The organism is Pseudomonas sp. 10(2024) (assembly GCF_045164175.1).
GTDB lineage: Bacteria > Pseudomonadota > Gammaproteobacteria > Pseudomonadales > Pseudomonadaceae > Aquipseudomonas > Aquipseudomonas alloputida.
The window spans coordinates 267,702-284,994 of record NZ_CP174006.1; the positions used below are offsets into that span (position 1 = coordinate 267,702).

The window sequence follows — 17,293 nt, forward strand, 5'->3', positions numbered from 1 at the left end:
CTGACGCAATTATGCGCTAGTTAAGGCAGCACTTCCGCCTCTGCCAATGGCAGGCCCACCTTGTCCTTGTCCGATAACAGCGGTGGCTGCTGCAGCCCCCAGTCGATGGCCAGTTCCGGGTCGTCCCAGCGGATGCAGCGGTCGGCGCCAGGGTTGTAGTAGTCGGTGGTCTTGTAGAGGAACTCGGCCGATTCACTCATCACCGCAAAACCGTGGGCGAAGCCAGGCGGAATCCACAGCTGGCGATGGTTGTCGGCTGACAGGTGCACCGCGACCCATTTACCGAATGTTGGCGAGCTTTTGCGCACGTCCACGGCGATATCGCGGATCTCCCCGTGCACCACGCGCACCAGCTTGCCCTGGGTGTTTGCCACCTGGTAGTGCAGCCCACGCAGCACGCCCTTGATGGAGCGCGAGTGGTTGTCCTGGACGAACGCCACGTTCACGCCGGTTTGCTCTGAGAACTCACGGGCGTTGAATGCCTCGAAGAAAAAACCACGGCTGTCAGCGAACACCTTCGGCTCGATGATCAGTACTTCAGGGATTGCTGTAGGGATGATGTTCATAGCGGCTCGCTGGCCCGTCGTTCAAGTATTGACCCTAGTCGGCCTTGCCGGAAATTTCCGCGCGTAGCTGTAACAGGATGCATAAGGTGTGGCTATGGTAGACAGCAGGCCGTTCCTTTCACCAGACCAGCGCTGGTGAGTGTCGATTGTTATCGATTTAAATTCGCCGAATGGTGCGGCATTCTTCGATTTTCAGGCTTCAAATATCGATATATATCGGTTATAAATTGACAAACGCCCCAGCATACCCGGCTCAGGGCCATCACAGAGGTCACCCATGAAAACCCTCAACTCCACGCCCCGTGCCGATGGTTTCCACATGCCCGCCGAGTGGGCCCCACAAACTCAGGTATGGATGGTCTGGCCGGAGCGCCCGGACAACTGGCGTCTGGGCGGCAAGCCGGCGCAGGCTGCCCACGTAACCCTGGCCAAGGCCATTGCCCGTTTCGAACCTGTAACCGTCGCGGTCTCCGCCGGCCAGTACGAGAACGCCCGGCGCCAGCTCGACCAGCCGAACATTCGTGTGGTTGAAATCAGCAACGACGATGCCTGGGTGCGTGACACCGGCCCTACCTTCGTCATCAACGACCATGGCGAAGTGCGCGGTGTAGATTGGGGCTTCAATGCCTGGGGTGGCTTCGATGGCGGCCTGTACGCACCCTGGAACCGCGACGAGGAACTGGCCGCCAAGGTGCTGGAAATGGAGCGCTGCCAGCGCTACCAGACCGAAGGCTTTGTGCTGGAAGGTGGTTCGATCCACGTAGACGGTGAAGGCACCGTGATCACCACTGAAGAATGCCTGCTCAACCGCAACCGCAACCCGCACCTGAGCCGCGAGCAGATCGAAGCGGTGCTGCGTGATCACTTGGCGGTCGACACCGTGGTATGGCTGCCCGATGGCCTGTACAACGACGAAACTGACGGTCACGTCGACAACTTCTGCTGTTACGTGCGCCCGGGTGAAGTGTTACTGGCCTGGACCGATGATTCCAACGACCCCAACTATGCGCGCTGCCACGCGGCCATGGATGTGCTGAAGAACACCCGCGACGCCAAGGGCCGCGAGTTCATCGTGCACAAGATGCCGATCCCGGGCCCGCTGTTCGCCACTGCCGAAGAGTGCGCCGGTGTCGACCAGGTCGCCGGCAGCCAGGAGCGTGACCCGTCGGTGCGCCTGGCGGGTTCGTACGTGAACTTCCTGATCGTCAACGGTGGCATCATTGCCCCAAGCTTCGACGACCCGGCAGATGCTGAAGCCAGAGCGATCCTGGCAAGGATCTTCCCCGACCATGAGGTGGTGATGATCCCGGGCCGCGAGCTGCTCTTGGGTGGCGGCAACATTCACTGCCTGACCCAACAGCAGCCGGCGCCGGTCAAGCGCTGAGCCCGTAATGAATGAGAGGCCCGTCATGTGACGGGCCTCTTTTTTGCGCGGGCGACGCCCGGAGGCCGAGCTGGCATACGTTTTGTATTGTTTTTCAAGCAGATAGCGAGATGGCACGGTCAGGCCGCGCCTCTGATCTGTAACAATACCTACGTAAATTAGCCGCTCACGGGCCAGGGAGTACGTGTGGACATGAACGCAGCAAGTGAGTCGGCTTTGCGCCCATCGGCAGTTGATCGCCAATCGCTCAGGCTTTTGGCGAAGCGGTTGAAACACCATGGAAGCATCAGGGTCAGGACGACCGACCCACGACGTCTGCTTGCCGGGCGATACCCCCAAGGGTTGATCAGCGAAGCAGAGATGCAGGCGCTGATGGCGGTGTGGCACTGATCGATTGCACCTTTACCTGCCTCTTCGCGGGCATGCTCGCGAAGAGGCAGGTAAAGGCAACTTAAAATCAGAAACTGTAGCTACCCGTCACCACAAGGCTACGCGGATCGCCCACCTGGATCTGCGCCGCACTGGTCGCCGAACTGTAGTAGGTCTTGTCAGCAATGTTGCTCAATGCCGCCCGCACATCCCAGTCATGGGTCCGATACCCCGCCAGTGCATCCCAACGGCCATACCCTGGTAATACCGTGGTGTTCTGGTTGTCCGCATAACGCTCGCCCACCAGTGTCAGCCCGGTTTCGGCGTACCACCCCAATTCTGGCTTCCAGGTCACGAACAGGCTGCCATTGCGCTTGGCCACGTCATTGATGCGGTTGCCTTCCTGGCCGTTATTGTCCTTGACGATGATCGCATCCTGCAGGCCAATGCCGCCGCGTACATACCAGTTGCCGACGATGTTGCCGGTGGCCGTCAGTTCGATGCCGCGCGAACGCTGCATGCCGCTGAGCAAGATGATGTTCAGGTCGTTCGGGTCGCGGGTGCGGCGGTTGTAAAGTTCCAGCTCGTAGATGGCCAGGGTGGTGGTCAGGCGCTGGTCCAACCAGTCGCTCTTTACGCCTATTTCTTTCTGCCGGGTCTCTTCCGGGTCGGTTTTATTGGTGTTGCCCTGTGCCCCTGGGGTGATGCCGATCAAGCCGCCACCCACCGGTGAGAAAGTCTTGCTCCACGAGGCGTAGAACGAATGGTCGCGCCATGGCGTGTAGACCACGCCCAGGCGTGGGCTGGTGCTGTTGCTGTCCTGCGGTTCGCGCAAGCCATCCTTGTTGGTGGTTTCCACTTCGAACTGGTCAAAGCGCACGCCGGCGAGAACCTGCCACTGATCGTTCAGGCGAATCTGGTCCTGCAGATAAACCCCGCGGCTGTCGACCACGGTGTGGTTGTTGCTCGATACCGCCAACGTACCATTGTGCGGCTGGCTGGGTTTGCCCAGGCCTGGCAGGCTCTGGCTGCCGGCGCTGTATAGCAGCGGATCGCGCCGCTGGTTGCCGAACTCCAGGCCCAGCAGCAGCTTGTGTTCAAGGCCCAAGGTGTCGAAGTCGCCCTCGGCCTCCAGGTTGTTGAACAGGTTGCGGGTGTTCAGGTCCTGCTGCCAGCGTTGGCGGGTCAAGGTATTGGTGCCGGCGTTGTAGCCCGTGACATAGGTGTTGTCGAACTCGCTGTCGAGTTTGAACAGGCCCAGGGTGTGGCGCAGCTGCCAGGTTTCGTTCAGCTGGTAGTTCAGGCGCGAGCGCAGCGACTGGGCGCGGTCGTCAATGTAGTCACGATGGTCGCCGTAGGTGGCGCTGCGGCTGACGTCTGCCGGGCGGCCGTTGACACTCGGGATGCCGCGGTCTGGTGTGCGGTTGTAGCGGCTGTATTCATACTGCACCAGCCAGTTCAGGTCGGGGGTGATCTGCCAGCTGATCGACGGGGCGAACAGTTGGCGGCTGCCGTCGATACCATCGCGAAAGCTGTTGTTGTCCTGGTTGCCCATGTTCAGGCGCAGGCTGACCGTGTCGCTGGGGTCGGCGCTCAGGTCGGCATACAGGCTGCGCAGGTCTTCGCTGCCGGCCTGCGCTTCGATGGTCGAGCGGCGACCCGGCTCCGGTGCCTTGCTGACCCTGTTGACGATGCCGCCCTGGCTGCCACGGCCATACAGTACCGCAGCAGGCCCCTTCAGCACTTCGACCCGCTCGATGTTGTGCAGGTCGCGGATGTACTGGCTGTCGTCGCGGATACCGTCCAGGTAGAAGTCGTTGCTGGCCTCGAAGCCGCGGATGCGTACGCTGTCAAAACGGGTGTCGGCGCCGCTGCTGACGTTGGGGATACCCTCCAGCGCCTTGCCCAGCGTGTTGCTGCCGTAATCCAGCACATTGGCGGTTTTCACCGTATCGATGGCCTGCGGCACATAACGCACGGGCGTCGAGGTGCGGGTTGCGGTGCTCACCTCCTTGACCCGCGGGTTGTCCTTCTCGCGTTCGCTATCGGCGGTAACCGACGACTCCGGCAGTGTGGTGGTGGCGGCACTGGCCAGGCTGGCGCTGAAAAGCAGCGACAGGCCAAGCGTCAGGGGTGAAAGACGGCAGGGTACAAGCATGGGCACATTCAAACCGGACAGTTGAAAATTAGGTGCGAATGGTAATGCTTGCTATTTACTCTTGCTTGGGTATTTGTAAAGGCTTGTCTTTACATATGTGTCCGTTTGTAACGGCCTCTGCGGCCACGCTCTGCCTGCTCCCAGGAAATTGTCCGTTCGATCAAATGGCAAATTCCTACACAAGATAATTTGTCCGCTGATAGCGCAAACCTGCATGTAAATGCACCGGACAGGCCGTTAATTTCGGTTATATCAACCTGCATTTCACGACTTTTTGACATTTGTAATCGCACACGGCTAGGATTCGGCCAACGCCTGCTGGCCATGGTATTGGCCAAGCTGCTGCCAAGGGCCGCCGTGAAATTACCGGTCGGCCCACCCGGCTGGATCCGCATAGCGTCGAACCTACGAAGGGGCGTTGGTTCCTGGCGTCATATTGCAGCGCGTTTTTGATTAAGAAATAAGGAAAACAACATGTTGAAAACCAGGATCAGCCTGGTCGCCCTGGCGATGATCGCCGCGACCCAGGCTCAGGCCAATGACCAGGCTGACAGCAAGGGCTTCATCGAGGACAGTCACGCCAACGTCCTTCTGCGCAACGCCTACATCAACCGTGACAAGAAGCATGGCACCGACGACCAGATCGAATGGGGCCAGGCGTTCATCGCCAACTTCTCCTCCGGTTTCACCCAAGGCACCGTTGGCGTCGGTGTTGACGCATTCGGCCTGTACGCCGTGCGCCTGGATGGCGGCAAAGGCCACAACGGTGGTGGCGGCGTCGACTTCTTCAAACCGCACGAAACCACCAATGCCGAAGGCAACGCCAGCTCGCCGCACAACCTGGCGCGTGGTGGTGCTGCTGTGAAATTCCGCATTTCCAACACCGTGCTGAAGTACGGTGACCAGATGCCAGCACTGCCAGTGCTGCAGTACGACGATGCACGTCTGCTGCCAGAAAGCTTCACCGGCACCCTGATCACCTCCAAAGAGATCCAGGGCCTGGAACTGAACGCCGGCCGCTTCACCCAGGAAGCGCGCAAGAGCGCCGAGCGCCGTGATGGTGGTGGCCTGAAGTCGATCAACGTCTTAGGTGGCAGCTACAAGTTCACCGACAACTTCACCGCTTCGCTGTACACCGCCGACAACGAAGATGTGATGAAGAAGCACTACCTGGGCTTGAACTACGTCTTCCCGATCGCCAGCGACCAGTCCCTGACCCTGGACTTCAACGGCTACAAGTCGGACATCAACAACAAGTACGTAAAAGCCGCAGGCCTGAACGGCGACTCCAACACCATCTGGAGCCTTGCAGCCACCTACGCGTACGGTGCGCACTCGTTCACCCTCGCTCACCAGCGCAGCACCGGCAGCACGGGCTACAACTACGGCTTCTACCAGAACGCCGGCGGCGTGGGTGACGGTGGTTCCACCATCTACCTGGCCAACTCGTACTGGTCCGACTTCAACGCCGAAGACGAGCGCTCCTGGCAGCTGGGCTACGGCCTGGACTTCGGTGCCTACGGCATTCCGGGCCTGACCTACAAGCTGGCTTACGTGGTGGGTGACAACATCAACACCCGCAACGTCGCCAACCCGCAAGGCTTCGGCGAAGGTAAAGAGCGCGAGATCTTCAACCAGATCCGTTACGTGGTGCAGGACGGCCCGGCCAAGGACCTGTCGATCAAGCTGCGTAGCTCGTTCTTGCGTACCAACAACGCCGTGCAGCAGAACGGTTACAACGACGACGGCAACGAAGTCCGCGTATTCGTCGAGTACCCGATCAGCATCTTCTGATCCGCAGTTCTTTGCATGAAAGCTGGGGCCGCGCTGCGGCCCTTCGCGGGCTTGCCCGCTCCCACAGGTAAAGCGCCGCCTTCGATGGCGCTGCAAATTGTGGGAGCGGGCACGCCCGCGAAGGGCTGCAGGGCAGCCCCAGTCATGTTTGTCATGCAGGTTCAGTCTCTTCGTGGCGCAGTCTTGACGCCACAGTTCGTGTTTCAGTATGCCCCGTCTCCGGTGCAAAGCTGTCGCTACGCGCCATCCGCCACATCCGCGCATAAAACTCGCTTTCGATCGAGCCACTGAGTAATTCGCCCGGCTTGAGGAATGTGTGCAAGTCCGAAAACAACCCGATTTCGCTGGGGCTGATGCGCCGCGCCAGGTGCTTGGGCTTGAGCTCCGAAGGGTGCTCCAGGCCTGCGGCAGCCAGCATCTCGGCCAGTGCGTGCAGTGTGTTGCGGTGGAAGCTGGCTACCCGCTCGGCCTTGTCTGGCACCACCAGCGCGCGCTGGCGCAGAGGGTCTTGGGTCGCCACGCCGGTCGGGCACTTGTTGGTGTGGCAGCTCTGCGACTGAATACAGCCAATGGCAAACATGAAACCGCGTGCCGAATTGACCCAGTCAGCGCCGATGGCCAATACGCTGACAATGTCGAAGGCGCTGACGATCTTGCCCGCCGCACCAATGCGGATGCTGGAGCGCAGGTTCAGGCCGACCAACGTGTTGTGCACGAACATCAGGCCTTCGCGCATCGGCACGCCCATGTTGTCGCTGAACTCGCGAGGTGCCGCGCCGGTGCCGCCTTCCTTGCCATCGACAACGATGAAGTCAGGGGTGATGCCGGTGGCGAGCATGGCCTTGGCAATGCCCATGAATTCCCAAGGGTGGCCCAGGCAGAACTTGAAGCCCACGGGTTTGCCGCCCGAAAGCTCGCGCAGGCCGGCTACGAACTGCAGCAGCTCGACCGGTGTGCGGAAGGCGCTGTGCGCCGCTGGCGAGATGCAGTCCTCGCCTACACGTACGCCACGGGTCTCGGCAATCTCGGGGCTGACCTTGTGCCCCGGTAAAATGCCGCCGTGGCCAGGCTTGGCGCCCTGGCTGAGCTTGATCTCGATCATCTTCACCTGTGCCGAGCGGGCTTGTTCGGCGAAGCGCTGTGGGTCGAAACGACCGTCCTCGGTGCGGCAGCCGAAGTAGCCGCTGCCAATTTCCCAGATCAGGTCGCCGCCGTGTTCACGGTGGTACGGGCTGATACTGCCTTCGCCAGTGTCATGGGCAAACCGGCCCATGCGCGCGCCGCGATTGAGCGCGGCGATGGCGTTGGCGCTGAGGGCGCCGAAACTCATCGCCGAGATGTTGAAGATCGAGGCCGAGTAGGGCATTCGGCATTGCGGCCCGCCGATGGCAATGCGGAACGACGCAGGGTCTGGCGTGGCCACCGGTAGCATGGAATGGCTGATGAATTCGAAACCAGGTTTGTAGGCGTCGTTGAGCGTGCCGAACGCTTTCTCGGCGCTTTCGTTCTTGGCGCGGGCGTAGACCAGCGAGCGTTGCGAGCGGGAGAACGGCAGCTTGTCGTCGTCACCTTCGATCAGGTACTGGCGGATTTCCGGGCGGATGGTTTCGATCAGGTAACGGATATTGCCCAGGATCGGGTAGTTGCGTCGCACCGCATGGTGGCTTTGGCGCAGGTCATTCAGACCGACCAGGCTGAGCAGCGCGGTGATCAGCGTTACCGGCCACAGCCAGGCATGTTGGGCCAGCAGGGGCAGGCTGGCGAAAGTGAAGACAAGGCAGAGTACGAGGCAGGCGTAGCGGCTGGGAAGAGAGTGTTTCATGGGTCCATCGCAGGCAGGATGACCGGGCCTAGGATAGGCAAACGCAGGGGACGGAAAACCTGGGTAATCGGTAAAAGACTGTTACCTGATTGCGAATTCCCAGGTCTGCGCAGTCCTATGGTGTGGGGCTGCTCCCACAGACGATCGCGTTAGCCAGGCAGCAGTATGCTGACCCGCAATCCACCGTTCTCACGGTTCGACAATATCAGCTCACCCCCATGGCTGGCGGCGATCCGCTGGGCAATGCTCAGCCCCAGCCCATATCCGCCGGATGCCTGGTTACGCGATCCCTCACCGCGCACGAACGGGTCGGTGATGGTCGGCAGCAGCGCTGGCGAAATGCCTGGTCCATGGTCGTCGATGTGGATGAACACTCCTGTGGTGGTCCGCTCCAGCGTGACAGAAACATCCTTGGCATAACGCAACGCATTGACCAACAAGTTCTGCAGGCAGCGCTGCAGCAGCAGGGCATCCCCCCGCAGGCTGTTCACCCGGCCGTGCACCGGCAGTGGTTCCTGGTCAGTCGCCAGGTCCGCACACTGGCGCGCAACCAATCGGTCCAGGTCCACCTGCTGCAAATTCTGCTGCTCTCCGGCACGCAGGTAATCCAGAACCTGACCGATCATATTGTCCATCTGCGTGATGTTCTGCTGCAGGCGCTGGCGGTGTTCGTCATCGGGTAAGCGCTCCAGTCGCAGGCGCATGCGGGTCAGTGGGGTGCGCAGGTCATGAGACACGGCGGCCAGGAAGTAGGCCTTGTCGTTGACCATGGCAATCAGCCGCTGCTGCATCGCGTTGAACGCCTGCGCCGCCTGGCGCACTTCCTCCGGGCCATCCAGCGCCAGGGGAGGCTGCTCGAGGTTGCTGCCCAGGCCGCGTGCGGCATCGGCCAGGCGCCGCAACGGGCGCAGGCACAGGCGCACGGCAACCAGGCATACCAGCAACACCGCGACGATGCGCAGCGCATACACCCGCAGCAGGTAATCGCTGATCAGCACCCAGGCCGACTCGCCGCTCCAGCCCTGCAGTTCCTGGCCCGCAACGGTCAGCCAGTGGCCATCGGCCAGCGGCACCGCGAACTGGATATGCGCCTGGGCCGTGCGCAGGCCGAACAGGCTGCGCCAGACGATCGGCTGGCCCAGTTCGTCGGTGAGTTGCACGTTCATCAGGCGCACGTCCTGGGCATGCCCCAGCTCGTACTTCAGGGCCTGCTGCAACAACAGCTCGACCCGCCTGTGCCCGCGGCGCTCGTCATGCTCTTGCGCAGGCGGGCTTTCGACGCAGTGAAGCTGGTAGTGGGCTGGCGCCTGCAGCGTACCGCCGTGGCAGTCGGCCTGGGTAATCAGGGGTGCGCTGCGTGCAGCAACCAGTCGCACGGGCACCTCTAGCGCCTGGGCGAAACGCACATCGAACCAGATGCTGCTCGACATCAACTGAATCACCAGCGTGCCACTGACCATGATCAGCAGCAGCTGACCAAACAAGGTGCGAGGCCATAGCCGGTGAAACCAGCGCATGTCAGGCACCGGCCGCGAGGGGGGCGAGACTCAGCAGGTAGCCTTCGTTGCGGATGGTCAGGATTTGCGCGGTGCCCGCCGGCGCCCGGCGCAGCTGCTGGCGCAGGCGGCTGACACACATGTCCACCGAGCGGTCGTCGGGCAGGTGATCGCGGCCGAACGCGCTGCGGGTCAGTTGGTCACGGGAGACCACTCGGTTGTTGGCTTCCAGCAGTTCGCGCAGCACGCGGTAGTCGGAGCGCGGCAGGGTCAGGGTCTCGCCATCCGGGCGGGTGAGCAGGCGCTTGACGTGTTCCAGGCGAAAGCCTGCGAACAGCTGGGCGTCCACCACGGGTTCTTCGGCAGAGGTGCCCAGGCGTTGCGGACGACGCAGTACGGCTTTGATCCGGGCGATCAGTTCGCGTGGTTCGAAGGGCTTGGCCAGATAGTCGTCGGCGCCTACTTCCAGGCCGATGATGCGGTCCAGTGTGCTGCCCTTGGCTGACAGCATGATCACTGCCAACCCTGGTGTGGCCTGCAACTGCCTGCACAGGCTAAGGCCGTCCTCGCCCGGCAGCATCAGGTCGAGCACCACCAGCTCCACTTTGTGCCGGGCCAGCTGGTCGCGCATCTGTTGACCGTCGGCTGCCGCCAGTACGTTGTAGCCGGCATCGGTCAGGTAATCACAAAGAAGTTCGCGGATCTCGTCGTCATCATCGACAACCAGCAGGGTCGTGCTCATGCAGAAAAACACCTGTTCGGTGAGGGCCGGTGGCGCTCGTTACGTTCAATTACATCCCCGTACATGTCGGGTCTGGAGCCCGGAGGGCTGATCCCTAGAATCCTAACAAAAAATCATCTGCAAATACGAAGCCTTCCCAAATGAATCCCCAAAGCATCACGCCAGTGTTCACCCCCTTCAGTCAAAGCGGCAATTGCCTCAAGCCGCTGGCCTTCTGCGTCGCCGTCGCCATCAGCGGTGGTGCAGTGGCTGCCGACGGCAAACCCCTTGAACTCGACGCCACACAGATCGAAGACAGCGCAGTACTGCCTGCCGACGAGGCCGGCCAGTTGGGCTACACGGTCGAGAGCACCCGCAGCTCCACTGGCCTGGCACTGACGCCACGGCAGACACCGCAATCGGTTACCACCATCACGCGCCAGCAGATGGATGACCGCGACATCCATACCATCGAGCAGGCATTGGAAACCGCCCCAGGCGTAACGGCCAACAAGTCCGAGGTGGGTGGGCGCACCGACTACCGCGCGCGTGGTTACTCGATCAGCAACTGGAAGGTTGATGGCCTGCAGACCCAGGGCGGCTCCGATTTCAGTGGCAGCGGCAATGCGCTGAACATGGACCTGTACGAACGCATCGACATCGTACGCGGCGCCAACGGCCTGCTGGGCGGCACCGGCGACCCCTCGGCCACCGTCAACCTGATCCGCAAGGCACCGACCAAAACCTTCGGCGGCAGTGCCTATGCCACTTACGGCAGCTGGGACAAGCGTCGTCTGGGTGCTGACTTGAACCTGCCTCTGTCCGAAGATGGCCGCCTGCGTTCGCGCTTCGTGATGACCCAGCAGGATGCCAACTCGTTCCGCGATAACCAGTCCGAGCGCTCCCGCGCCGCGTTGGCCAATTTCGAGTTCGACCTGGACGACGCCACCACCCTCGGCGCCGGTTACCAGTATGAATACAACAAGGTCGTGGGCGGCGGCTGGGGCGCGAACATCCCGATCTGGTACCGCAACGGCAGCAAGACCGACTTGCCGCGCAGCACCAACGTGGTGCCCAGCTGGAGCTTTGGCGAGTACACCACCCGCACTGCGTTCGGTTCGCTCGAGCACCGCTTCGACAACGACTGGACCCTGGACCTGAAAGCCGCCCAAGCCACCACCGAAGCCCTGAACCATCGCGGCCTTGCCAAGGTGAACTCAGCTGGGCGCGGCAGCTACGGTGGCTATTGGGACCAGGACGGCAGCGGCGCCGTGCTGAACGGTTTGCACAGCTCCAGCGACACCACCCAGCAGTCGGCGCAAATCGACCTGTCCGGCCCGTTCCAGCTGTTTGGCCGCACCCACCAGGCCATGGTCGGCTACAACGACAGCCGCACCGTCGGCTGGTCGCCTCAGTACACCTGCACCATGGTCGGCGACGGCATGACCAGCGCGCCTGCACTGGGTTGCCAGTTCCGCGCCAACAACGGCTTCCCGGTGACCGACTGGCACAATGGCGTGGATGACGACTACGACCTCATCGCCTCGCGCACCGGCCTTCACAGCAAGACCACCACCCGTCTGCAGGGCATGTACGCCGCCACCCGCCTGAGCATCACCGACCCGCTATCGGTAATCGTGGGCGTGCGCACCAGCAACTATTCCTCGGTCACCCGCAGCGTGGCCGGCGAGCGCAGCAGCCAGGAAGAAAACGGCATCGTCACCCCCTACCTGGGCGCGGTGTATGACCTCAATGACAACTACTCGGTATACGCCAGCTACACCGATATCTTCACGCCGCAAACGTCTGAAACCAGCAGCGGCAGCAAGGTCGAGCCGATTCGTGGGCAAAGCTACGAGACAGGTGTCAAGGGTGAGTGGTTCGATGGCCGCCTGAACGCCTCGGCGGCGTACTTCCGCACCAAGCAGGAAAACAAGGCCGTGCTGGATGGCGACCGGACCACCCCGACCGGCGGCAGTGCCTACAAGGCCGGCTCCGGGCAGGAAACCGACGGTATCGACCTGGAAGTCGCAGGCGCCCTGACCCCCAACTGGAACGTCTACGCCGGTTACACCTACCTGCACTTCCGCCGCGTCGACAGCGACGGCCGCAGCGACCCGTCGCACCTGTTCAAGGCCTCCACCACCTACCGCCTGAGCGGCCCGCTCGACCGCCTGACCCTGGGCGCCGGCGTGACTGCGCAGACCAACATCCGCGCCATCTCCAGCCCGGCTGGCCAGCCCACGAACGGTGTGAGCAATGGTGCCACTGACGTGAACTGGTCCGGTTATGCCATCTGGAATGCCATGGCCAAGTACCAGCTGACCGACGACACCAGCGTCAGCCTCAACGCCAACAACCTGTTCGACAAGCACTACTACACCCAATACGGGTTCTATGCCGGGGCGATTTATGGTGACCCGCGTAACCTGTCGTTGACGGTAAGCACCGCGTTCTGATCAGCCCTTCCACAAGGCCTGGCGCTGTACCTGTAGGAGCGGGTTCACCCGCGAACACCGGCGCAGCCGGTGCCTGCAACCGCATCGCCAGCGTCGCGGGCACGCCCGCACACGGAACCAGCGCTGGGTTCAAGGCCTGCGCTGGGCCGCCAAGCGGCCCTTTCTTACCTGGGCTCTACCGCTTGCCCTGGATCAACCGGCTTCTCCAGCTGGCCCTCGAAGCTATCCCAATCCTCGCCAAACAGCTCCACCGGATGCATGGTCCGGTCTGCGCCATTACCACAGGCTAGCGCCTTGGCAGGGCAGTACAGGTCGCAACCCCAGCAGATACGCTCGGGGTGGCGAGGGTTTGTGGGGAATCTCTTGGCCATGCTCATCCTCCCTCAGGGCTGCCTGTTCTGAACGTAAACTCCTCGCCCAGCCCGTCGTTTGACCGCCATCAATCCATTGGCGATCCACTGAGGTGAATGTCTTACAATCTAGCGAGCCTCGCCTTGGCGGGGTATCGCAGGGTCGATGATGCACATTGCTGTATCGCAAAAGGAGTTGCTCTGGTGCACCATTCAACCGGCAAGCGCGGCGTGAGTTACGATCCGTCGCAACGGCGGCAACGCAGGGACATTCCATCCATCGTGCGCCGGGTGACGCTAGGCGTTGTGGTCGTCTGGTTGGCACTTGTGGCAAGCCTGAGCGGGTGGGTAGCGCAGCGCCTTACGGCAGAAGAACTCGACAACCTGGCGGCAGGCGCCGAATACGAAGCCCAGATCACGGGGCGAGTCGTAGACCGCCTGTTCACCGAGATGGCCAGCGTGGCCAACATGGTGGCCCGTCAAAGCGAGGTGATCCAACTCGCTGCCCGATATCGCCATGATCCGCCTGGCTTCGCGGCACTCACGCGTGAGGAGCGCGCTTCGAAATTCACCCGTGACCCGCTGGTGCGAAGCGTGGGTGATTTCATGGATAGATTGGCCAGTGATCTTCACTATGCCCGCATCTACATGAACAACCTCTCAGACGATACGGTGACGGCCAGCAACTGGGCGGAGTCATTCAGCATCGTTGGCCAGATCTATACGGGCAGGGCCTACCTCCTTGACGCATTGCGCACCGGCAGTGGTGAAATGTTCGGCATTGCCCGCCTGAACAAAACCCCCTCCTATTTCGTTGCTAGCCGCATCGACGATGCTGATGGCAAGCCACTCGGCTCTGTCACGGTCAAGTTCGATGCCCCGGACATCGCCCTTTACCTGACAGGGCGTCACATTGCCTTGATTGTGAACCGGCAGGGGCGCGTGACCACCGCGTCCAGCGAACCCTTCATGCTGCGTAACGTGGCGGCACTGCTCCCGCCCGATATTCGCAGGCCTCTGGATGGCGACGAAGAGCCGGGCGAGCCCATGGATATCCGCGCAGTGGCAGCCGCGGCTCAGGCCGATCAATGGCTGATTGGCGGGCACCCTTATCTGGTGCATCGCCAGCCCCTGAACGACGCGCAATATCAGCTGCTGACGCTGGCAAAGCTTGATCACCTGCAGCCGATGCGTCAGCAGTACTACTGGACCGGAGCCTCTGTGGCAGCGCTCGGGTTGATCTTGATTTTGCTCTCCAGCCGTGTGGCCGGGCAGATGCTTTTGCGCCGCCAGGAAGAACGCTATGCAGCCAACTATGACGCGCTGACCGGGTTGAAGAACCGGCGTGCGATCCTGGCTGCCTTGCATCGGCATTTCGCGTTGGCGAAGCGAACGGGGCAGGGGGTGCTGGTGGCATTTATCGACCTCGACGAATTCAAGGCGATCAACGACACCTACGGGCACGAGGTGGGGGACAAGTTCCTGATCGAAGGCAGCCGGCGCTTGCAGGGAGGGTTGCGGGCAACGGATGAACTTGGGCGCTGGGGTGGTGACGAGTTCGTTGTGATCGGCTTGACCGCTTCGATCAACCCGGACGAAATGGCCAAAACTGCCGCAGCGATGCGCAGACGGCTGGTGCCGCTGCTGATTGGTAGCTACGAGTTTGACGACTTCCGGTTCGATTACGCGGGTGCGAGTTTTGGTATTACGAGTGTTGATCCCGCTGCGACTTCGCTGCAGGCCGCGCTTAAAGCGGCGGATCAGTTGATGTATGCCGATAAAGAGGTGCGGCGGGGGTTGCGGAGGGTTTGAGAGGGGTGAGGGCGGGCATAACGGCACCCACCTTTCGGTGAGAGTTCTCTGGGTAACTTCACAGCCGGTCGGTGGGCTTGCCCCGTGACAACGGACGCCAAGAGGCGATACTTGAATCGTTCTCTTGGAGGTTGTCATGTCCACTCGAACCTACCGTAACTACACCGATGAGTTCAAAATCCAAGCCGTTGCCTTGGCGCAAACGGTAGGAAGAACCGAAGCCGCCCGGCAACTCGAGATTCCCGTAAAGACGCTGGATAACTGGGTTGATGCGTCTCGCAAAGGACACGCGTTAAGCTCCCCCGACCGACGCCCTGTCAGTAAAGACGACAGCGAACTGGCGCGGCTCAGGGCCGAGAATGCTGAACTCAAGCTGGAGCGCGAAATCCTAAAAAAGGCGGCGGTATTCTTTGCCAAAGAGTCCAGGTGAGATACGCCTTCGTCGCTAGTGAACGGGCTCAATTCCCGGTGCGATTGCTGTGCCGGGTGATGGGTGTCTCAGTTTCGGGATTTTACGACTATCAGCATCGCCAGGGCCGTCCAGATCGAGACGCTCAGATTCGCGTTGATTTGCACAAGGCCTACGCGGCCAGCCGGAATACATATGGCCGACCACGGTTGGTCGAAGCTTTGCGCCGGCAGGCACATGCAGTGGGTCATAAGCGGATAGGTCGGCTGATGCACGAGGAACATATTCAAGGCAAATGCAAAGGCGGTTTCAAACCCTGTACGACTGATAGCCACCACTACCTACCCGTAGCGGACAATGTGCTGGCCCGACAGTTTTCCGTGAGCAGCGCCACGCCCACCTGGGTCAGCGATATCACCTACATCGCCACCAAAGAGGGATGGTTGTATCTGGCAGTGGTATTGAGCATTCAGACGCGCCAAGTGCTGGGTTACAGCTTGGCGGATCGGATGCCGGACGACTTGGTTGAGCGAGCCTTCATCAACGCTTGGAACGCGTGCCTTGGCCTCTACGGTGTTGTTTTCCACTCCGATCAGGGGCGTCAGTATGCAAGCAGCAAATTTCGCTTCGCTCTGGCCAAGAAAGGCTTCACGCAGAGCATGAGCCGGAAGGGAAATTGTTGGGATAACGCCGTGGCTGAGAGCTTCTTTGCCACGTTGAAGCGAGAAGAGGCCTGCCGGGTTTACCCCAGCAAGCAGCAGGCGCACCTGGCGATCGCAAACTACATCCACGGGTTTTACAACAGCAGTCGACTGCACTCAGCACTGGGCTATCGTTCACCGAACGAATATGCAAAAGGCTTGAGAAAGGCGGCTCAATAGCCAGCCTCTTGGCGTCCGTTGTCACGGGACAGGCCCAGTTACCGTATCGCCAAATTGGCGATACGGTCATGCCATGTCTACCAAATACCGATTTCGCGACAAGTACCGCATCGAGCCAAGGGAAAGGGATCATCTACCACCCCACGTTCACCTTACGGGCGGTGGGGTGGATGTGGTGATCAGTCTGGAATCTGTGACTGTTAGCCAAGGCAGGGCGCCTGCGAAAGTGGTGCAATAAGCCCTGGCCTGGGTCGCGGCCCATCAGGCCGATTTGTTGAAGGAGTGGATGAAATGGCATCGATGAAACGTCCCCGTCTGAAGGGTGTACAGCCCCGATCGGGCGCTAGCCTTGAGCTTACCTTTACCAATGGTCAGCATTTCACCCTGGATATGAGTGATGCGCTCAAGACGTATCCTGGATTGGCGCCACTGTCCAAGCGAAAAGCGTTTGAAGGCGTCGTATTGGGTGACGGAGGATGGTCGGTGGAGTGGCCAGCGCTGGATATTCAGATTGGTGCGGATACCCTGCTACTGGACGCGCTTGCCCAGAACGCACCTGATGAAAACACCCGAGTTTTCATTCGCTGGCGCTTGCGGCACCGGATGACGCTCGACCAGGCTGCCGAAGCGCTGGGAGTCGCGCCCGCAGCATCAGCCGCTACAGCAGTGGTCGTGAAGCGGTACCACGCACATTGGCGCTGGCTTGCCTGGGTTGGGAGAGTTTGGAGCGGAAAGCCGCCTGACAGGGCTTTTTGAGTCCTGTCGGAGGGCTTGAGCTTTCGCTATTCTGGCCTGAGATTGCCGGGGCCGCTTTGCGGCCATCGCGACACAAGGCCGCTCCTACACAAGACGCGGCGTGCTTGTGAACGTTTTACTCTGCGCGACGGTGCAGCCTGGAAGAGCCACGGGGTGTCGCTTTGGGATTGATGAGGCCGCCCTACTGCCGAGTCGTCACGACGGTTGTCTCGTAGCGTTAGCAAGCTCATTTCCGACGTTTTGAACTGCGCCCGTGCGTTATGTGCCAAGGTTCTATAGTCGTCGATGATGTCTTGCCTGCAATCATCCCCGTAGT

13 protein-coding genes and 2 pseudogenes are annotated in these 17,293 nt (G+C 61.1%); 9 read left to right on the top strand and 6 right to left on the bottom strand.

Annotated elements, in window-relative coordinates:
• Positions 1–20 precede the first annotated feature (20 nt).
• Positions 21–566 (bottom strand): dTDP-4-dehydrorhamnose 3,5-epimerase, encoded by a 546-nt coding sequence (gene rfbC / locus ACI7M0_RS01140; RefSeq protein ID WP_064491780.1) that lies wholly within the window; start codon positions 564–566, stop codon positions 21–23.
• 277 nt (positions 567–843) lie between these two features.
• Here rfbC and aguA point away from each other — a divergent pair, with 277 nt between their 5' ends.
• Both aguA and ACI7M0_RS01150 read left to right on the top strand, forming a co-directional pair.
• A complete protein-coding gene (aguA, locus tag ACI7M0_RS01145) occupies positions 844–1,950 on the top strand; it encodes an agmatine deiminase (RefSeq protein WP_010951636.1) in 1,107 nt (368 codons plus the stop codon).
• Between the two features lie 192 nt (positions 1,951–2,142).
• A complete protein-coding gene (locus ACI7M0_RS01150) occupies positions 2,143–2,340 on the top strand; it encodes a hypothetical protein (protein WP_011953221.1) in 198 nt (65 codons plus the stop codon).
• Between the two features lie 67 nt (positions 2,341–2,407).
• Here the strand turns inward: ACI7M0_RS01150 and ACI7M0_RS01155 are convergent, their stop codons facing one another.
• Positions 2,408–4,477, bottom strand: a complete 2,070-nt coding sequence (locus ACI7M0_RS01155) for a TonB-dependent siderophore receptor (RefSeq protein ID WP_104886814.1) — start codon at positions 4,475–4,477, stop codon at positions 2,408–2,410.
• 474 nt (positions 4,478–4,951) lie between these two features.
• Between ACI7M0_RS01155 and ACI7M0_RS01160 the strand changes: the two genes are divergently transcribed.
• Positions 4,952–6,271 carry an OprD family porin gene (locus ACI7M0_RS01160; protein ID WP_003255784.1) on the top strand — a complete coding sequence of 440 codons (1,320 nt, stop codon included), beginning with the start codon at positions 4,952–4,954 and terminating at the stop codon, positions 6,269–6,271.
• A 151-nt stretch (positions 6,272–6,422) separates the two neighbouring features.
• Here ACI7M0_RS01160 and ACI7M0_RS01165 read toward each other — a convergent pair whose 3' ends face one another.
• From ACI7M0_RS01165 to ACI7M0_RS01175, 3 genes are all read right to left on the bottom strand, one after another.
• Positions 6,423–8,093 (bottom strand): FMN-binding glutamate synthase family protein, encoded by a 1,671-nt coding sequence (locus tag ACI7M0_RS01165; RefSeq protein ID WP_129933569.1) that lies wholly within the window; start codon positions 8,091–8,093, stop codon positions 6,423–6,425.
• 149 nt (positions 8,094–8,242) lie between these two features.
• A complete protein-coding gene (locus ACI7M0_RS01170; protein ID WP_129933567.1) occupies positions 8,243–9,610 on the bottom strand; it encodes an ATP-binding protein in 1,368 nt (455 codons plus the stop codon).
• Between the two features lies 1 nt (position 9,611).
• On the bottom strand, positions 9,612–10,331 hold the full coding sequence (locus ACI7M0_RS01175) for a response regulator (RefSeq protein WP_060545248.1): 720 nt from the start codon (positions 10,329–10,331) through the stop codon (positions 9,612–9,614).
• Positions 10,332–10,471: 140 nt separating this feature from the next.
• Here ACI7M0_RS01175 and ACI7M0_RS01180 point away from each other — a divergent pair, with 140 nt between their 5' ends.
• Entirely contained in the window at positions 10,472–12,769 is a 2,298-nt protein-coding gene (locus ACI7M0_RS01180; RefSeq protein WP_129933565.1) for a TonB-dependent siderophore receptor, read from the top strand.
• Positions 12,770–12,933: 164 nt separating this feature from the next.
• Here ACI7M0_RS01180 and ACI7M0_RS01185 read toward each other — a convergent pair whose 3' ends face one another.
• Positions 12,934–13,140, bottom strand: coding sequence for a DUF3079 domain-containing protein (locus ACI7M0_RS01185; RefSeq protein ID WP_014860378.1), 207 nt, complete (start codon positions 13,138–13,140; stop codon positions 12,934–12,936).
• 180 nt (positions 13,141–13,320) lie between these two features.
• On the opposite strand from ACI7M0_RS01185, the gene ACI7M0_RS01190 reads away from it, so the two are divergent.
• From ACI7M0_RS01190 to ACI7M0_RS01210, 5 genes and pseudogenes are all read left to right on the top strand, one after another.
• Positions 13,321–14,931: a diguanylate cyclase gene (locus ACI7M0_RS01190; RefSeq protein WP_129933581.1), complete on the top strand. Its 1,611-nt coding sequence runs from the start codon at positions 13,321–13,323 to the stop codon at positions 14,929–14,931.
• A gap of 136 nt (positions 14,932–15,067) precedes the next feature.
• Positions 15,068–15,361: a transposase gene (locus tag ACI7M0_RS01195; protein WP_129934057.1), complete on the top strand. Its 294-nt coding sequence runs from the start codon at positions 15,068–15,070 to the stop codon at positions 15,359–15,361.
• Entirely contained in the window at positions 15,358–16,221 is an 864-nt protein-coding gene (locus tag ACI7M0_RS01200; RefSeq protein WP_129934056.1) for an IS3 family transposase, read from the top strand. Before ACI7M0_RS01195 ends, ACI7M0_RS01200 begins: the two co-directional genes overlap by 4 nt.
• A gap of 73 nt (positions 16,222–16,294) precedes the next feature.
• Positions 16,295–16,525, top strand: a pseudogene (locus ACI7M0_RS01205) (DUF4160 domain-containing protein).
• A pseudogene (locus tag ACI7M0_RS01210) lies at positions 16,513–16,964 on the top strand (DUF2442 domain-containing protein). Before ACI7M0_RS01205 ends, ACI7M0_RS01210 begins: the two co-directional pseudogenes overlap by 13 nt.
• The last annotated feature ends 329 nt before the right edge of the window (positions 16,965–17,293 follow it).

Coding starts and splice junctions, on each gene's coding strand:
- ACI7M0_RS01185 (WP_014860378.1), bottom strand. CDS start 13,140: ATGGCCAAGAGATTCCCCACAAACCCTCGCCACCCCGAGCGTATCTGC.
- ACI7M0_RS01150 (WP_011953221.1), top strand. CDS start 2,143: ATGAACGCAGCAAGTGAGTCGGCTTTGCGCCCATCGGCAGTTGATCGC.
- ACI7M0_RS01195 (WP_129934057.1), top strand. CDS start 15,068: ATGTCCACTCGAACCTACCGTAACTACACCGATGAGTTCAAAATCCAA.
- ACI7M0_RS01170 (WP_129933567.1), bottom strand. CDS start 9,610: ATGCGCTGGTTTCACCGGCTATGGCCTCGCACCTTGTTTGGTCAGCTG.
- ACI7M0_RS01165 (WP_129933569.1), bottom strand. CDS start 8,093: ATGAAACACTCTCTTCCCAGCCGCTACGCCTGCCTCGTACTCTGCCTT.
- rfbC (WP_064491780.1), bottom strand. CDS start 566: ATGAACATCATCCCTACAGCAATCCCTGAAGTACTGATCATCGAGCCG.
- ACI7M0_RS01155 (WP_104886814.1), bottom strand. CDS start 4,477: ATGCTTGTACCCTGCCGTCTTTCACCCCTGACGCTTGGCCTGTCGCTG.
- ACI7M0_RS01175 (WP_060545248.1), bottom strand. CDS start 10,331: ATGAGCACGACCCTGCTGGTTGTCGATGATGACGACGAGATCCGCGAA.
- ACI7M0_RS01180 (WP_129933565.1), top strand. CDS start 10,472: ATGAATCCCCAAAGCATCACGCCAGTGTTCACCCCCTTCAGTCAAAGC.
- ACI7M0_RS01160 (WP_003255784.1), top strand. CDS start 4,952: ATGTTGAAAACCAGGATCAGCCTGGTCGCCCTGGCGATGATCGCCGCG.
- aguA (WP_010951636.1), top strand. CDS start 844: ATGAAAACCCTCAACTCCACGCCCCGTGCCGATGGTTTCCACATGCCC.